Here is a 16,245-nt window from a genome sequence, read left to right on the forward strand (position 1 = left end):
CGGCCAAAGGAGAGAGCTTCCGTCATGTTGCGCGCCCTCATTGCAGGTGTCCTGACCCTCGCCATGCCTGCCGCTCTCGCGGCTCCGGCCAAGCCTGACGTGCTGAGCGCGCAGGACGAGGACCGCTACCGCAAGGTCTTCATGCTGCAGGAGGCTGGCCGCCTGGAAGAGGCCGATCCGATCATCAAGAAGATCGAGAACCCGGTCCTTCTCGGCTACGTCTTCGAGCAGCGCTACATGCACCCGACGGCCTACCGCAGCTCCTATTCCGAGCTTGCGCGCTGGCTCTCCTCCTATGCCGACCACCCGGACGCGTCCGGTGTCTACCGCCTCGCACTCAAGCGCAGGCCCAAGAATTCCTATCCGCAGAAGCCCGTCGCCCGCCGCTGGCGCACCTCGTCAGGGGTCGAGCTGCACCCCGACCTCGAGGCCGATTACGACCGCGCAGGCACGAGCCGCAGCCGTCAGATCAAGCGCATTGAGGGCCGCGTGCGCTACCTTCTCGCCAAGGACCGGCCGACGCAGGCGCTCGCCTATCTCAACAATCCGCGGCAGTTCAATCTCCTGACCTCGCGCCAGACCGACCGCATCCGCGGCTGGATCGCCGAGAGCTTTTACGTCCACGGCAAACTCGGCCAGGCCCGCCGCCTTGCCGAGCAGGCTGCCAACCGTTCCGAAGGTTCGGCCGTCATGGCCCAGTGGACCGCCGGCCTCGTTGCCTGGCGCCAGAACGATATGGAGCGGGCCTTCCGCTACCACTCCGCCATGGCCGAGGAGCCGCACCAGCAGAGCTCCCTTCGCGCAGCGGCCGCCTTCTGGGCTGCGCGTTCCGCGCTCGCCACGGGACGCTCGGACGAGGCTTTCCTCTATCTCGAGATCGCCAGCCAGTATCCCCTCACCTTCTACGGCCAGCTCGCCCTCGGCCAGCTCGGTCAGGGTTCGGGCATCGACTGGTCGCCCATCGCGCTTGACGAAGGAGAGCTCGACCTCCTCCTCGACAAGAGCCCGCGCCTCATCCGCGCCGTCGCCCTCTCTGAGGTCGGCAAGTATCAGGAAGCAGCTCTCGAAATCCGCTACGCCCAGGGCGAGCTCCCTGCCTCGGACGATGGCAAGGTCCTCGCGCTCGCAGGTCTTCTCGATGCTCCGGCTGCGGAGGTTCACGTCTCCGAAGCGCTTGGCATCCGCGAGCAGACCGACCGGACCCTCTGGCCCGCGCTTTATCCGCTCCCGGACGACCTCAAGCCCAACGGCGGCTTCAAGATCGACCAGGCCGTCCTCTACGGAGTGATCCGGCAGGAATCGAAGTTCTCCACCACGGCGAAGAGCCGCGTGGGCGCGGCTGGCCTCATGCAGGTCATGCCCCGCACCGCAAGTTATATCACCGGCGACCGCCGCCTGATGCAGCGCGGCTCGCAAGCCTCCAAGCGTCTCTACGACCCCGGCTACAACATGCAGCTCGGCCAATCGTACATTGAAATGCTGCTCACGGAGTATAATGGCGGCCGCGCCGACATGTTCGAGATGGCGCTCAGCTATAATTGGGGCCCGGGCAACTTCCGCCGCTACAAGGCGAAGGCGGGCATCGATGACCAGCTCCTCCTCCTCGAAAGCGTCCCTAACAAGGAAGCCCGCCAGTTCGTGGACGTCGTGATGACCAACATCTGGGTCTACCGCGACCGCCTCGGCGAAGAAGCCCCCGACCGCGACAAGGCCGCAGCAGGCAAAAGCCCGGTCTACGAAAGCGTGAAGTGAGCTAACGCTTCCCCGAGGGGTGATTCTCGGCCAAACCCCGGCCATGACCGAACGCCTGACGATCCGCCGCCCCGATGACTGGCATGTCCACCTGCGCGATGATGCGATGCTGGAGGCTGTGGTCGATCAGACCGCGCGCCAGTTCGCCCGCGCTATCGTCATGCCGAACCTCGTCCCGCCGGTGACGACCAAGGCGCTGGGCAGCGCCTACCGCGACCGGATCATGGCCGCTGTCAGCCCTGAGCATGACTTCACGCCGCTGATGACGGCCTACCTCACCGACACGATCGACCCTGCAGAGCTTGTCAGCGGGCACCGCGAGGGCATCTTTACCGCAGCCAAGCTCTACCCCGCAGGCGCGACCACCAACTCCGACGCTGGCGTCACGAACATCGCCAACATCTACCCGGTGCTCGAAGCCATGGAGAAGGCAGGCATGCCTCTCCTCGTCCATGGCGAGGTGACGAGCGACGACATCGACATCTTCGACCGCGAGGCTGTCTTCATCGACCGGGTGATGATCCCGACGGTCAAACGCTTCGAAGGGCTGAAAGTGGTCTTCGAGCACATCACCACGAAGGACGCAGCGGACTTCGTCGAGGCGGGAAGCGAGCGGATCGCAGCAACGATTACCCCGCACCACCTCCACTTCAGCCGCAACGCCATCTTCAAGGGCGGCATCAACCCTCACCGCTATTGCCTACCCATCGCCAAGCGCGAGGAGCACCGCCTGGCGCTGAGGAAAGCGGCGACCTCGGGCAGCGCGAAGTTCTTCCTCGGCACCGACACCGCCCCCCATGTCCGCTCCGCCAAGGAGAGCGCCTGCGGCTGCGCCGGGATTTTCAACGCGCCTTACGCCCTCGAAAGCTACGCCATGGTGTTCGAGGAAGAGGACGCGCTCGGTCACTTCGAAGCCTTCGCGAGCCTCAATGGGCCAGCCTTCTACGGCCTCCCCGTCAACGAGGACTCCGTGACCCTCGTGCGCGGCGAAACCGAGGTGCCTGAGACCTTAGGCACAGGCGAGACCCTGACCGTTCCCTTCCACGCCGGCGAGACAATCCCCTGGCGGTTCGAAGGTCGAAGCTAAGCCCTTGCAGAGCCCTCCGTCTTAGGGCAGAGGGCATTTTCCGTCGGGGCGTAGCGCAGCCTGGTAGCGCATCTGTTTTGGGAACAGAGGGTCGCAGGTTCGAATCCTGCCGCCCCGACCAGCCCTCCGGGCTGGTCGGATTCGACTTCATCTCACGGCGCAAGGCGCCTTCCGGCTGAGAGCTACTCGGGTTCAACGGAAATCACCTCCCCCTCGGGAGAGGTCAAAATCTCTGATTTTGGGAGAGGGGCGGACGCGACCTCCAACCCACTTGCGAAACCCCGCGCTCTCCGCCACTAACCGCACCATGTTCGCGCGCATCTACAAACCCTCCCGCACCGCCATGCAGTCCGGCAAAGCCAAGACCGAAGAATGGGTCCTGGAGTTCGAGGAAGAGTACGCGAAACGCGCCGACCCGCTCATGGGCTGGACATCTGGCCAGGACACCCGCGCAGGCCAGGTCCGCCTGACCTTCGAGACGAAAGACCAGGCCATCGGCTACGCCAAGGAGCACCAGATCCCCCACCAGGTGATTGAGCCCTCCTCCGGCAAGCGCACGCTCAAGGCCTACTCGGACAATTTCGCCACCAACCGCCGCGCACCCTGGACGCACTGATCCCTCGCGCATCCGCCCGCCTCTATGGTAGGCGCTCGGCAAGGCCCCTTAGCTCAGCTGGATAGAGCACCCGCCTTCTAAGCGGATGGTCGCAGGTTCGAATCCTGCAGGGGCCGCCATCTCTTGCTTCACGGCGCGCAGCGCCTCCAGCGGGGCGGGCGGGGCGGGCTGGCCGCCCGGGCACCCGCTTGGGTGCCTTCGCGCGGAACCGTCAGAATTCAGGGATGGCGGCGCCGTTTGCGCCTCCCTCTCCCGAGGGGGAGAGGGATCGAGGGTGAGGGACTTCGGAGCAGAGCAGCTCAACTTTTCTCCTCCGCAGCAAACGCGCCCCTCGCGCATGCCCTTGCCACCACATCCCCGGCGATGCTCCCAAGCTCCGTGAGCGTCATAAGGGGCTGAGGCACTTCCTTCGTACACGTGGAAACTGCGAAGACGATATCCCCGTCCGTGGGTCCGTGGGCAGGCCTGACCGCCCGCGCTAGGCCGTCCTGCGCCATGACGGCCAGCGGTTTGAGGTCTGCTGCCGAGAGGTCAGCATCTGTTGCAACCACGATCAGGCTTGTATTCTGCCGCGCCAGTGCCGCGGCCTTCGTATCAGGCGGGAAGCCCGCGGCACCGGCCCTCTCGGGCATTCCCCGGCCGCCGAACTCGTCGCCGATCTCGAAAGGCGCAGCCCAGAAACTGTCCGTACCCGGCACATAAGGCGACCCGAAGCTGTTCACCGCCGCCAGCGCTGCCACTGTATAGCCCTCTGACGAAAGAAAAGACGCAGTACCCAACCCGCCCGGATGGTCCCCCGCCGTCGCGCCTGTCCCAGCGCCAACGGCGCCCAAGCTGACGTCATCCGATGCAGCCTCCAGCGCTTCCCGCGCCAGCCGCCGGTAGGGAGGCTCCTCCCCCCAGCCCTTCTCGCCGCCATTGGCGAGGTCATAGAGAATCGCCGCCGGCACGATCGGCGAAACCGGCACGCCTGGGATGAGACCAAACCCTTGCCCCCTCGCGCCCAAAACGGCCGCCACCTCATCGGCTGCGGCGAGGCCATAGACAGAGCCCCCCGCGAGGGTCAGCGCATCGATTCGGTCAACAAGCGTGTCGAGCGCCAGTGCGTCGGTCTCCCGCGTGCCCGGGCCACCTCCGCGAACATCCACGGCAGCGCGCAACGGCGCATCAGGCAGGAGCACCGTGACGCCTGTCTTTGCGAGCGGATCAGAGGCATTTCCAACCTTGATGCCTGCGACATCAGCAATGCTGTTCTTCGGACCAGGCTTCATCACTTGCCTCCGGGCATCTGTTGCACAAGGTTGTCCGCTAGTCCCAAGCCCCGGAGCAAGCATGGATTGCAGAGCCCTCATCCTCACCGTCCTGGCCATCGCGGCTTGCGGCAAGGTGGACGAAGCACCCGAAGGGAACCCCTCCCCGCCCCCGGCTGAGAAAGCCCCGTGGATCGTCGCCGCGGCGCACCCGCTGGCGGTCGACGCAGGCGCCGCGGTACTCGCCGAAGGCGGAAGCGCGGTCGATGCGGCGGTCGCCATTCAGGCCGTCCTTGGCCTGGTCGAGCCGCAGAGTTCAGGCCTCGGCGGCGGTGCGTTCATGCTCCACTATGATGCCTCATCAGGCGACGTCACGGCCTATGACGGGCGGGAGATGGCACCGGCTTCTGTTGTGCCAGAAGTGTTCTACACGGACGAAGGCGAGCCGATGAGCTTCTTCGAGGCCGTCACCTCAGGTCGTGCCGTTGGCGTTCCGGGGACGGTCGCGGTTCTCGACCTTGCGCACCGGGAGCATGGCGCTCTTCCATGGCAACGCCTCTTTGAGCCTGCCGAAGGGTTTGCGCGCGACGGCTTCGCGATGCCTCAGCGCCTACGTGACAGCCTCGACCGGTTTGCGAGCTTCAGGAAAGATCCGCAGGCGGCCATTTACCTGACCGAAGAAGGCGCGGTGAAAGCCTATGGCGAAACCGTCCAGAACCTACCTTATGCGAAGAGCGTGCAGGAGATCGCAGCTGGGGGTGCCGCAGCCTTCTATTCCGGTGAGATTGCCCAGGCGATCATCGACCGGGTCAACGGCGTCACCGGGCTTGAAACCCTGACACTCGAGGACTTTGCCAACTACCGTCCGGAGAAGCGCGAAGCCGTCTGTACCGTGACCTTCGACCGGAGAGTCTGTTCGATGCCGCCGCCGAGTTCGGGCGGCGTGACGTTGCTCCAGATCCTCAAGCTCTACGAACTGACGGCGGGCGATGCGCCTCTGGACGAGGGCCTCCTCGCCTATATCGAGGCGAGCCGCCTTGCCTATGCCGACAGGAACCGTTTCCTCGGCGATCCCACGGCGATGGGTACGGATGGTTTGAGCGCCGGGGACCTGACCGCGCGACTGGTCAGCGACGCCTATCTCCGCAACCGCGCGCAGCTGATTGGTGACGTACCCGCGGAGACGGTCGAACCCGGCGACCCTGATGGCCTGCTCCTCAAGGAAGGTCGGATCGACGACTGGTCCTACGAAGTGCCAGCCACATCTCATTTCTCTGTGCGTGACGGCGAAGGAAATATCGTCAGCATGACGACGACAGTTGAGATCGCATTTGGCAGCCAGATCATGGCAGCAGGCATGGTCCTCAACAATCAGCTCACCGATTTCTCCCGCGTCCCCTACGATGACGAAGGCCGCCTCGCGGTCAACGCTCCGGGTGCGGGCAAACGCCCCATGAGCTCGATGACGCCGTCTCTTGTGTTCGACCGGGACGGCACGCCGCTGATCGCTATCGGAAGCCCGGGCGGCCCCGCCATCATCGGCTATGTTGCGCGCCCGCTGATCCAGCATCTGGGCACAGGAATACCGCTGTCCGAGGCTGCCGTCGCACCCCATGTGGTCGTGCCTCGCGGCACGGTGACGGTTGAAGAAGGAGCGACGGAGCTGGCTGCGCAAGCCGAAGCCCTCGGCTACGAGGTGCGCCAGCGCTCCCTCGCTTCCGGGCTCTATGGCTTTGCTCTTGGTGCGGACGGGTCGGTCGATCTCGTCTCCGACCCGCGCCGTGAAGGCACCGCGAGGATGGAGGACTAAAGAGCCTCCAGCCTCGCCTTTGCCGTGTTCAGCTGTTCGAGCTCTTCGGAGAATTTCTCGACCCGCGAGCGCTCCTCAGCGACCACTTCCGCAGGGGCGTTCTGGACGAAGCGCTCATTCGAGAGCTTGCCATTCGCCTTCTTAAGCTCGCCCTCGGTCTTGCCGATGGCCTTGTCGAGACGGGCGACTTCCGCGCCCAGATCAATGACATCCGCCACGGGTAGCGCGTAGGTCGTTCCCCTGCTGACGATCTGGATCGATCCCTTGGGTGCCTCCGACGCATGCTCGAACGTCTCGATCCGGGCAAGGCGGCCGATGGCGCCTGACTGGTTCGCGAGAATGGTCTTCGCCTCTTCCGGTGCATCAAGAGCGACAAGCGTGAGCTTGGCGCCAACCGGCACGTTCACTTCCGTCCTTGCACTGCGGATTTCGGAGATCAGATCCACCGCAGCCTGTACCTCGGCGGCGGCCTTCTCATCCGAGAAATCCGATGTTGGCCAGGACTGTTCTTCGAGCGATGAGCCCTCGGCCATCGCCTCGTAGATCTCCCGCGTGACGAACGGCATGAAGGGCTCGAGCGTCACGAGGATCGTCCTGAGCGTCTGGCCCATCACAAGTCGCGTCTCGGCCTGTTCCTCCGCACTGCCCCCATCGAAGACAGGTTTGGAAAGTTCGAGATACCAGTCGCAGAAGGTACCCCATGCAAACTGGTAGATCGCCGATGCAGCTTCGTCGAAGCGAAACCCGTCGAGCGCCTTCGCCACGCTGGCCGTCATCGCCGAAGCCTCATGGGCAATCCAGCGGTTCAGCGGCAGCTTGAGTGCTTCGGGATCAAACGCCTCATCCGTAATCGGAGCTTCCTTCATCTGCAAGAAGCGCGAAGCATTCCAAAGCTTCGTCCGGAAGTTCCGGTAGCCCTCCACCCGCTGCTTCGACAACGAGAGGTCGCGGCCTTGCGTGGCTTGCGCAGCCAGCGTGAAGCGCAGGGGATCGGCGCCGAATTCATCCATATATTCGAGTGGGTCGACGACATTGCCCTTGGATTTGGACATTTTCTGTCCGTTCTCGTCACGGACAATGGCGTGGATGTAGACCGTCTCGAAGGGCACCTCTTTCTGGAAGTGCATGGCCATCATCATCATCCGGGCCACCCAGAAGAAGATGATGTCGAACGCCGTCGAGAGCACAGCCGTAGGATAGAACGCCTTCAGCTCGTCTGTCTCCTCAGGCCAACCAAGGGTCGAGAACGGCCAGAGGGCTGACGAAAACCACGTGTCGAGAACGTCCGAGTCCTGCGCGAGCTCGACGGCCTCACCGCCGTAATGCTCCGTTGCCAAACGATGAGCGCTTGCTTCGTCCTCGGCGCAGAAAGGCGTCCCGTCAGGACCGTACCAGACGGGGATGCGATGCCCCCACCAGAGCTGGCGCGAGATGCACCACGGCTCGATATTGTCCATCCAGTTGTAATAGGTCTTGGACCAGTTCTCAGGGACGAACTTTGTCTTACCAGAGCGCACGGCCTCGACCGCTGGGACGGCAAGGGTCTTGGCATCGACGTACCATTGATCCGTGAGCATCGGTTCAATGACGACACCGGAGCGGTCGCCGAAGGGCTGCATGATCAGCTTGTCTTCGATACCGCGCAAGAGGCCCATGGCCTCGATCTCCTGAACCACGAGCTTGCGCGCCTCGAAGCGGTCCATTTCATGGAACCGTTCGGGTACGTTGTTCTCCTCAGTGGACATCATCCGCGCTTCTTCATCCATCAGGACGATCAGCGGGATGTCGTGGCGCTTCGCGACCTCGAAATCATTGAAGTCGTGGGCGCCGGTGATCTTCACCGCACCTGTGCCAAGCTCGGGGTCAGGGTATTCGTCCGCAATGATCGAAATCTCGCGGTCAACGATCGGTAGGCGGACCTTTTTACCGATGAGGTTCGTGTAACGCTCATCATCAGGGTGCACCGCTACCGCGCCATCGCCAAGCATGGTCTCGGGCCGGGTCGTCGCGATGACGATCTCCTTGATGCCGTCCACCTCGCCATCCACGAGGGGATAGGCGAAGTGCCACATCTTTCCGTTCACCTCATTGTTCTCAACCTCGAGATCGGAGATGGCGGTCTGGAATTTGGGGTCCCAGTTCACGAGCCGCTTGTCGCGGTAGATCAGGCCCTCCCCATAAAGCTGCACGAAGACCTTGCGGACAGCGGCCGACAGCCCCTCGTCCATGGTGAAGCGCTCACGCGACCAGTCGAGGGAGGCGCCCAGCCGCTTCAGCTGGTTCTTGATCATGCCGCCTGACTCGGCCTTCCAGTCCCAGACCTTCTGGACGAAGGCGTCCCGGCCGATGTCCCGGCGGTGGGGTTCCTGGCGCTCGGCCATCTGGCGCTCGACCACCATCTGCGTAGCGATGCCAGCATGGTCGACGCCATACTGCCAGAGGACCTTCCGGCCCTTCCTGCGCTGGTAGCGGCAGAGAATGTCCTGGAGCGTGTTGTTGAGCGCGTGGCCCACGTGGAGGCTGCCGGTGACGTTCGGCGGCGGGATCACGATCGAATAGGGATCGCCCTCCCCTTGCGGCTTGAAGAGGCCAGCCTCTTCCTGCGCGGCATAGATCCGCGGTTCAGCTTCTGCGTGGTCGAAATTCTTGGGCAGCTCTTTCATGAGGCCCGCTTAGACGCACCGCGCCCGCGCACAAAGAAAAAGGGCGGCCGAAGCCGCCCTTTCCCCGATCATCCGAAGATGAAGCGTTCTTAGAACTCGTACTTGGCGCCGATCTGGACGGTCCAGGCCGAGGCGTTGAACGAGATGAAGTCGCGGGTGTCGCCATTCGTCTCGAAGTTCCCCGATTGGAAGTCCGAGATGATGTAGCGGCCCTGGTCGTCAACATCGACCTCGACCACGCCAACGCGCTGGCCAACCGTGCGGCGGACGTTCCAGCTGTCCGTCAGGAGGTTGCCGAAGTTGTCGATGTCGAGGAACGCGATGAGCTTGTCATCGAGACCACCCGGAACCGGGAACTCCTGGCTGATGCGCAGGTCGAGGTCCAGGAACCAGTCTGCACGGCACGAGTTACGCTCGAAGGTACCGCCACGGCTGTCGTTGAGACAGTCGTTGGTGCGGATCAGCGAGACATAGTCGGCAACAGCCTGCGTGTCGCTCAGCGGGCTGATGAACGGATCGTTCTCGCCGGTCGGCACGTAGAGCAGCGTGTTGGCATTGCCCGAAGTGCTGTCCGAGAAGACGCCGCCATTGTCGAAGACGAGCGAGTACGGACGACCTTCCTGAGCCGAGAAGAACAGACCGAAGTTCGTCCGGTAGTCCTTGATGAACTCCTGATCGAAGTTCAGCGCAGCCGTGAAGTTATGACGGGTCTCGAAGCCCGACGTACCAACACCCGGATCCTGACGGTCGAAGAGAGCCGTGCCGTCATAGTTCGAGGTCGACTGCGAGCTCGTGAGGTCACGACGGTTTTCGACGTCCGAGTAAGCGTAGCCCATGTTGAAGCGGGCACCGCCATCGAAGCCGAAGAGGTCGTAGTCGAACCGCTTCGAGAAGAGGATCGACACGGTCGTGGCGCCGAAGCCTTCGTCGTTGGTGAGCTGGATCTCATTGTCGCGGCGGGTGTTGAAGCACTCCTGCGTGACATTGATGTAGCTCGGCGGCGTGCCACCGGTGCCGATCAGCTCAGCATTACAGCCAGCCACGGACGGGTCGATCGATGCGTAGATCGGGCGACCGTCGATGGTGAAGCCGTTGTTGCCTTCCGAAGGATCGATGACCTGTGCGAGGTCGACGAAGTTGTACGGGTTCTGGAAGCGCGAGTAGATCCAGTCCACGTCGACTTGCCAGTCGTCGAAGAAGCCGTTCGCCGCACCGTCAAAGTCGGTGAGGAGCGAGTAGCCCCAGTTTGCACGGACCACCGAGGCAAGCTCGAGGTTCGGGTCGGTCGACTGGGTGTCTGCGAGGGCGTTGGCAGCCTGGGATGCACCGGCGTCGATGACGCACTGCGGCAGGCCCGTGAAGTTGCCGTTGCCGTCGATGACCTGAAGGTCAGCGGCGGTACAGTTGCCTTCGAAGAACTCGCCAGCACCAACGTTCGAACCAGCGTTCGAGAAAGCGTTCGAGAACCAGACCGTCGGGTCACCACCGGTGAAGACACCAGCGCCGAAGCGCATGGAGAGGTCACCGAACTTGGTGGCGCCGAAATCGTAGTTCACGCCGAGACGCGGGAGCCAGATGTCGAGGTCGTTGAAGTCACGCTGGTTCGAGAAGCCGTAACGAGCGAAGAAGTTCGGGTTCTCGAGCGGCGTAGCGTCGCCCGTATAGAACTCGTAGCGCAGGCCAGCGAGGATCTCGAGGCCAGGCAGTGGGTTCCACTCGTCTTGAATGTAGAGCGCGTGGATCGAACGCTCGAACTCGGCAGCCGCATCTTCCGGGTTACCGGTCAGCGAGAACTCACCGTAGGCCGGTGCGACTTCAAAGTTACGGATTTCGTTAGCGCGCGGGAATTCACGAGCTTCGATATCACGCGGATCGGTACCGGTGGTATCGATGAGCGTACCTGCACGCAGGCCGTCGAGGTCTTCAAAGAGGAGGACGCCGGTCGCGTTCCGGATGAAGAGGTTGAACGCATCGAAGTGGTTCAGCTCGTAGCCGAAGGTGAAGGTATGGGCGTCGACTTCATAGTCGGCTTTCAGCTTGAGCTGCGTACCGACGGTGTCGAGCTGGTTGGCCGAGCGGAAGTTACCCGGACCTGCGAGGAAGACACCTTCATTGCCATCGTTTTCAACGCGGAGAGCGATACGCGGGGTCGGGTTGGCCGATTGCGCTTCGCCACCTGCAACGGGGCCTTGGTTGTCCTGCACGTCAGCGCGCGAGTACCGGACTTCGGTGGAGAGACGGTCGTTCCACTGCGAGAAGAGACGTGCCGAAATCGTGGTCGATTCGGTACCTTCGTCTTCGAACGAGCCGAACGGGGTGAAGGTGTTGAAGCGGAAGCTGTAGTCGTCCTCTTCAATGTTCGACTCTTCGAGGGTGTCGTAGGTCACCTCGAAGCGGTGGTCTTCGTTGATGATCCAGTCGATGCGAGCAAGGAAACGTTCCGACGACTGAGGAAGCGAGGTCGCAATGCCTTGCGTGTTGTAGCCGTACTGGGTCTCGAGAACGTCGATGATCTCGTTGGCCTGAGCAACGGTGATGAAGTCAAACTCGTTGCTCGAACCGAGACCGGAGCCCGAAGGACCAGTGGTCTGCGGGTCAGCATCGTCGGTTTCTTCGTAGCCGACGAAGAAGAACAGCTTGTCCTTGATGATCGGGCCACCGAGCGTGAAGCCGTAGTTGTAGTCTTCGAACTCGTTGAGCGAGAAGTCTTCGCCGTCGACGGTTTCGGACTGCAGCTCGTTCGAGTTGTAGAAGCCGAAGACCGAGCCGGAGAAGTCGTTCGAGCCCGACTTGGTGACGACGTTGATGTTACAGCCGGTGAACTGGCCGTACTCGACGTCGAACGGTGCGAACTCAACAGTTGCCTGCGAGATCGAGTCGAAGGGAACGATGAACGTGTTTCGCGCTGCGAACGGGGTGCCGTTGAGGCCGAACGTGTCGGCGCGGACAACACCGTCGACGGTTAGGGTGTTCGTGCGGTCGTTGCCACCGATACAGGAGACGCGCGGCACTTCGTTGTTAAGGTCGAGGCTGACACGCGGGTCAAAGCGGATGATGTCGGTGACGGTCCGCTGGATCGACGGGAAGCTCTCGATGGTCTCGAGGTCGAACGAGCTGTTCGGGCCGATGGCCGTCTGGGCAACGTTCTGGCGGGTTGCGCGGACGACGATCTCGTCGCCGCCCTGGGCGCCGAGCTGAACCGTCAGGCGTGCTTCCGAACCGAGCGAGAGGCGGACGCCTTCGATGGTGCTGGAGGCATAACCTGGAGCCGATGCGGTGACCGTGTACGGACCGCCGACGGTCAGGTTGCCGGCCGAGAAGCCGCCGGTGTTGCCGGCCGTGAGCGTACGGGTTGCGCCCGTACGGGTGTCACGGATGGTGACAGTTGCGCCTGCAACCGGTGCGCCGCTGTCAGAAACAACAACGCCGCTTACGGACGATGTGGTTTCTTGAGCAATGGCAGCAACAGGTGCGAGCGACGCCGCGATGGCCAGAGCGGCAGCGCCGCCGGCCCAACGTGAATCGAACATGATGAAATTACCCCGATGGTGGTTAACGAGCTGGAAACTCTTCGGGGCGCCTAGGAAAACGTTGTGACAGTTTCCCGCGAAATTTTTGTCATGTTCGTGACAAGGCTGACTCTTAGGCAGCTGTGGTGCAGCGCAGCAACAGTCCGCCCAAAGAAATTACATGTGTTTTGGGATTTCGATCCCGAGCTGCGTCAGAATCGCGCGGACTTGTCCGAGGGTTAGCGCCGTCAGCGCGAGTCGGCTGGCGCGCACGGAATTGTCCTCTTCGTCCGAAATTCGGCAATTGCTGTAATACTTTGAAAAACTCTGTGCGACTCCGAAGACGTGCTCACAGAGGATATGCGGCATCCGTTTTTCGTAGGCCGAGCGGTGGGCGTCCGCGAATCCCAGAAGCAAGGTCGCAAGCTCTTTCTCGCTCGGCTCAGAGAGCCCGATCGGCGCCTTGATCGCCTCCTCAGGACCCGTGCCGGCCTTCCTCAGGACGGACGCCATGCGAACGGCAGCATACTGAAGATAAGGTCCGGTCTTGCCCTCGAACGACACGAAGCGGTCGAGGTCGAAGATATAGTCGGTGGTCCGCGGGTTCGAGAGGTCGGCGAATTTGAGGGCGGCGATCCCCACCATGCGCGCAATCTCTTCCTTCGACATCGCCTCGCCTTCAGGCGCGCTGTCGCTTTCGCGGACGCGTTCGAGGGCCTTCTCAGTGACCATGGAGATGAGGTCGGAGAGCCTCAGGACGCCGCCTTCGCGGGTCTTGAAGGGCCTGCCGTCCTTTCCGTTCATGGTCCCGAAGCCTGCGTGCTCCATCGCGTCCTCGGAGAAGAGGCCAAGGCGGGCCGCGGCGCGGAAGACTTGCACGAAATGCTCGGACTGGCGCTTGTCGACCACGTAGATACAGCGGTCGAAGCCGTCCTGCTGCCTCTCGAGCAGCGTCGCGAGGTCCGTCGAGCCGTAGCCGACAGAGCCGTTCGACTTGATGACCAGAAGCGGCGGGATGTCTTTCTTGTCCGTCTCGCGCGCGACCGTGACGACACGGGCGCCATCGGAGTCCTCAAGAAGGCTCTTCTTCTGAAGGCTCTCGACCATCGGCTCGATCAGCGGATCGACCGAAGCCTCACCGCGCCACAGCTCAAACTGGACACCCAAAGCAGCATAGTCGCCTTCCAGCGCCTCGCGGCTGACATCGACAAAGTGCTGCCAGAGCGCACGGTAGCCCGGGCGGCCCGACTGAAGCTCAGCTGTAGCGGCTTGCGCTTCGGCCATCCGGCCTTCGCTCTCTTTGCAGGCCGCAGACGCCGCCGGATAGATCTCCGCAAGGTCGGCAACTGTGACAGGACTCTCTTCAGGATAGCCGCTGGTCACGCTCTCATCGAAATAGACAAGGCCGGGCTCGCGATGCTTCAGCTCGACAATGAGCTGGCCCATCTGGAGGCCCCAGTCACCGAGGTGGATATCGCCCAGCACCTCGTCGCCAGCGGCGCGCATGATGCCCTTCAGGCTCTGCCCGATAATCGCCGAGCGCAGGTGGCCCACATGGAGGGGCTTGGCGACGTTCGGCCCGCCATAGTCAAGGACAACCTTCTCCGTCTTCTCCCGCTGCCATGCCCCTGCATTCGGGTCTTCCTTCAGCTCAGACGTCATGGCTTCGAGGAAACTGTCCGATGGCGTGAGGTTCAGGAATCCCGGGCCGGCCAGGGTCACATCTGACAGCTCACCTGCCGCTTCGAGCCGCGCCTTCACAGCCTCGGCGATGGCGCGAGGGTTCTTCTTCGCAGCCTTGGCAGCGGCAAGCGCGCCATTGCACTGGAACGGGGCAAGGTCTGGACGGTCGGAAACGCGCACGAGACCGAGGTCGGGGTCGAGGCCTTCCGCTTGGAAAGCCTCACCCACGAGGCGGCTGAGCCGCGACGTCAGGGAAAGCATCAGGACTCCGGGAATTTGAGGCTCACGCCGGACCGGTTGAAGCGGTACTGCGCTTCGGTCAGCTGGAAGCCCACGGCAATTTCAAAATTGACGCCCGACGTGCCGGCACGGGCACGCGGGATGACGATCTCGTCGATCTGTTCGACGAAGGAGACGACTTTCTGCCCGCGCTTGAACTGGACAGGGACCTCGTAGACTTCCTTCGCGATGACATCCCGGTTGGTCCGGGTCACGGCGACGAAATACTGGACCGGGATCGTCTCAGCCTCGCTGTCATCGGTGCGGCCGACAGAGAACGCCACGGCCATGCTCGCCTTGATCGGGACATCCGCAAAGTAGCGGCACGCCGTGATGACGTCATCGATCTCACCGGACCGGGTCACGGCCTCGATCGTCCTGTCATCACCTTCGAAGTCCACAAACCGCGAAGCATCATCGAGAACGAACACGTTCGGGCACGGCGCGGGGTTGGCTCTCGCTGCTGCGCGGCCTCGCTCCGTGGTGCACCCAGCGAGCAGGATCAGTGAGGCAAGGGCGAGAACGGCAAAACGCATAAGACGGTAAGCTCCGATGAGGGGCGTCAAACTTGGCGGTAGCCCGCCTTTTCCGTTTCCTATAGGTGAACCAGGCGAAATCGCGAACCCTGGCAGGCCCATGAATCGAGAAAATTCCCTGACACTTCGGATGGCCGCGCCGCGCGGCTTCTGCGCTGGCGTCGATCGGGCCATCGAAATGGTCGAAAAGGCCATTGAGCGCTACGGCGCCCCGGTCTATGTGCGCCACGAGATCGTCCACAACGAGACCGTGGTGAACCGTCTTCGCGACCTCGGCGCCGTGTTTGTCGATGAGCTGGACGAAGTGCCTGACGACAGGCCGGTTCTTTTCTCGGCCCACGGTGTGCCGAAATCGGTCCCTGCCGAGGCTGAGCAGCGGAAGCTTCTCTATCTCGACGCAACCTGCCCGCTGGTCAGCAAGGTCCATATCGAGACCGAGCGCCACCACCGCCGGGGTGCCCACGTCATCCTGATCGGCCATGCGGGCCACCCGGAAGTCGAAGGCACGATGGGCCAGCTCCCCGCCGATGCCATGACCCTGATCGAGACCGTCGAGGACGCCGAAGGCTTTGAGCCGAAGACCGACGGCCCCCTCGCCTATGTCACCCAGACGACCCTGTCGGTCGATGACACGATCCAGATCGTCGATGTCCTGAAACGCCGGTTCCCGGAGATCTGGGTGCCGCACAAGGACGATATCTGTTACGCGACCACCAACCGTCAGGAAGCCGTGAAGGCCATCGCGGCCGAAGCTGATCTCCTGTTCGTGGTCGGATCACCGACGTCCTCAAACTCCCTCCGCCTCGTTGAGGTTGGCATGAAGGCGGGTTGCCCTGTCGGCAGGCTGATCGAAAATGTCGACGCCATCGACTGGGACATGGTGGAGAAGCTGAGCCCCTCCGTTGTCGCCCTCACAGCTGGTGCTTCGGCCCCAGAGACGGCTGTCCAAGGCGTCGTTCAGGGCTTCCGCGAGCGCTTCAATCTCGACCTTCAGGAGGTTGAGACCACCCGTGAGAATGTAGAGTTCAAACTTCCGCGCGAACTCGTCTAAAGACGGCCT

General features: G+C 62.8%; 10 protein-coding genes and 2 tRNA genes. 7 read left to right on the plus strand and 5 right to left on the minus strand.

Annotated elements, in window-relative coordinates:
• Positions 1-24 precede the first annotated feature (24 nt).
• The 5 genes from HK107_RS03635 to HK107_RS03655 all read left to right on the plus strand — a co-directional run bounded on the left by HK107_RS03635 (position 25) and on the right by HK107_RS03655 (position 3,574).
• Entirely contained in the window at positions 25-1,752 is a 1,728-nt protein-coding gene (locus tag HK107_RS03635) for a lytic transglycosylase domain-containing protein (RefSeq protein WP_173196875.1), read from the plus strand.
• 43 nt (positions 1,753-1,795) lie between these two features.
• Positions 1,796-2,839 carry a dihydroorotase gene (gene pyrC / locus HK107_RS03640; protein WP_173196876.1) on the plus strand — a complete coding sequence of 348 codons (1,044 nt, stop codon included), beginning with the start codon at positions 1,796-1,798 and terminating at the stop codon, positions 2,837-2,839.
• A gap of 44 nt (positions 2,840-2,883) precedes the next feature.
• Positions 2,884-2,960 (plus strand) — tRNA-Pro (locus HK107_RS03645).
• 186 nt (positions 2,961-3,146) lie between these two features.
• Entirely contained in the window at positions 3,147-3,455 is a 309-nt protein-coding gene (locus HK107_RS03650; protein ID WP_173196877.1) for an NADH dehydrogenase ubiquinone Fe-S protein 4, read from the plus strand.
• A gap of 42 nt (positions 3,456-3,497) precedes the next feature.
• Positions 3,498-3,574 (plus strand) — tRNA-Arg (locus tag HK107_RS03655).
• Positions 3,575-3,754: 180 nt separating this feature from the next.
• On the opposite strand, the gene HK107_RS03660 is transcribed toward HK107_RS03655, so the two are convergent.
• The gene (locus HK107_RS03660) at positions 3,755-4,726 is read right to left on the minus strand and encodes a P1 family peptidase (protein ID WP_198912279.1); all 972 of its coding nucleotides are present in this window, start codon (positions 4,724-4,726) and stop codon (positions 3,755-3,757) included.
• A 61-nt stretch (positions 4,727-4,787) separates the two neighbouring features.
• Between HK107_RS03660 and HK107_RS03665 the strand changes: the two genes are divergently transcribed.
• A complete protein-coding gene (locus tag HK107_RS03665) occupies positions 4,788-6,515 on the plus strand; it encodes a gamma-glutamyltransferase family protein (RefSeq protein WP_173196879.1) in 1,728 nt (575 codons plus the stop codon).
• Here the strand turns inward: HK107_RS03665 and HK107_RS03670 are convergent.
• From HK107_RS03670 to HK107_RS03685, 4 genes are all read right to left on the minus strand, one after another.
• Complete coding sequence (locus HK107_RS03670; RefSeq protein ID WP_173196883.1) at positions 6,512-9,178, minus strand: valine--tRNA ligase; 2,667 nt, start codon at positions 9,176-9,178, stop codon at positions 6,512-6,514. The two genes, HK107_RS03665 and HK107_RS03670, sit on opposite strands and share 4 nt — an antisense overlap.
• Before the next feature lie 89 nt (positions 9,179-9,267).
• On the minus strand, positions 9,268-12,708 hold the full coding sequence (locus tag HK107_RS03675; protein WP_173196885.1) for a TonB-dependent receptor: 3,441 nt from the start codon (positions 12,706-12,708) through the stop codon (positions 9,268-9,270).
• A gap of 156 nt (positions 12,709-12,864) precedes the next feature.
• On the minus strand, positions 12,865-14,631 hold the full coding sequence (argS, locus tag HK107_RS03680) for an arginine--tRNA ligase (RefSeq protein ID WP_173196887.1): 1,767 nt from the start codon (positions 14,629-14,631) through the stop codon (positions 12,865-12,867).
• Positions 14,631-15,185, minus strand: coding sequence for a hypothetical protein (locus HK107_RS03685; protein ID WP_173196889.1), 555 nt, complete (start codon positions 15,183-15,185; stop codon positions 14,631-14,633). Before HK107_RS03685 ends, argS begins: the two co-directional genes overlap by 1 nt.
• Positions 15,186-15,315: 130 nt before the next feature.
• On the opposite strand from HK107_RS03685, the gene ispH reads away from it, so the two are divergent.
• Positions 15,316-16,236, plus strand: coding sequence for a 4-hydroxy-3-methylbut-2-enyl diphosphate reductase (gene ispH, locus HK107_RS03690; protein WP_233061124.1), 921 nt, complete (start codon positions 15,316-15,318; stop codon positions 16,234-16,236).
• The last annotated feature ends 9 nt before the right edge of the window (positions 16,237-16,245 follow it).

The sequence above is a fragment of the Parvularcula mediterranea genome (genome assembly GCF_013085255.1).
Classification (GTDB): Bacteria; Pseudomonadota; Alphaproteobacteria; order Caulobacterales; family Parvularculaceae; genus Parvularcula; species Parvularcula mediterranea.

Coding starts and splice junctions, on each gene's coding strand:
- HK107_RS03635 (WP_173196875.1), top strand. CDS start 25: ATGTTGCGCGCCCTCATTGCAGGTGTCCTGACCCTCGCCATGCCTGCC.
- pyrC (WP_173196876.1), top strand. CDS start 1,796: ATGACCGAACGCCTGACGATCCGCCGCCCCGATGACTGGCATGTCCAC.
- HK107_RS03650 (WP_173196877.1), top strand. CDS start 3,147: ATGTTCGCGCGCATCTACAAACCCTCCCGCACCGCCATGCAGTCCGGC.
- HK107_RS03660 (WP_198912279.1), bottom strand. CDS start 4,726: ATGAAGCCTGGTCCGAAGAACAGCATTGCTGATGTCGCAGGCATCAAG.
- HK107_RS03665 (WP_173196879.1), top strand. CDS start 4,788: ATGGATTGCAGAGCCCTCATCCTCACCGTCCTGGCCATCGCGGCTTGC.
- HK107_RS03670 (WP_173196883.1), bottom strand. CDS start 9,178: ATGAAAGAGCTGCCCAAGAATTTCGACCACGCAGAAGCTGAACCGCGG.
- HK107_RS03675 (WP_173196885.1), bottom strand. CDS start 12,708: ATGTTCGATTCACGTTGGGCCGGCGGCGCTGCCGCTCTGGCCATCGCG.
- argS (WP_173196887.1), bottom strand. CDS start 14,631: ATGCTTTCCCTGACGTCGCGGCTCAGCCGCCTCGTGGGTGAGGCTTTC.
- HK107_RS03685 (WP_173196889.1), bottom strand. CDS start 15,185: ATGCGTTTTGCCGTTCTCGCCCTTGCCTCACTGATCCTGCTCGCTGGG.
- ispH (WP_233061124.1), top strand. CDS start 15,316: ATGGCCGCGCCGCGCGGCTTCTGCGCTGGCGTCGATCGGGCCATCGAA.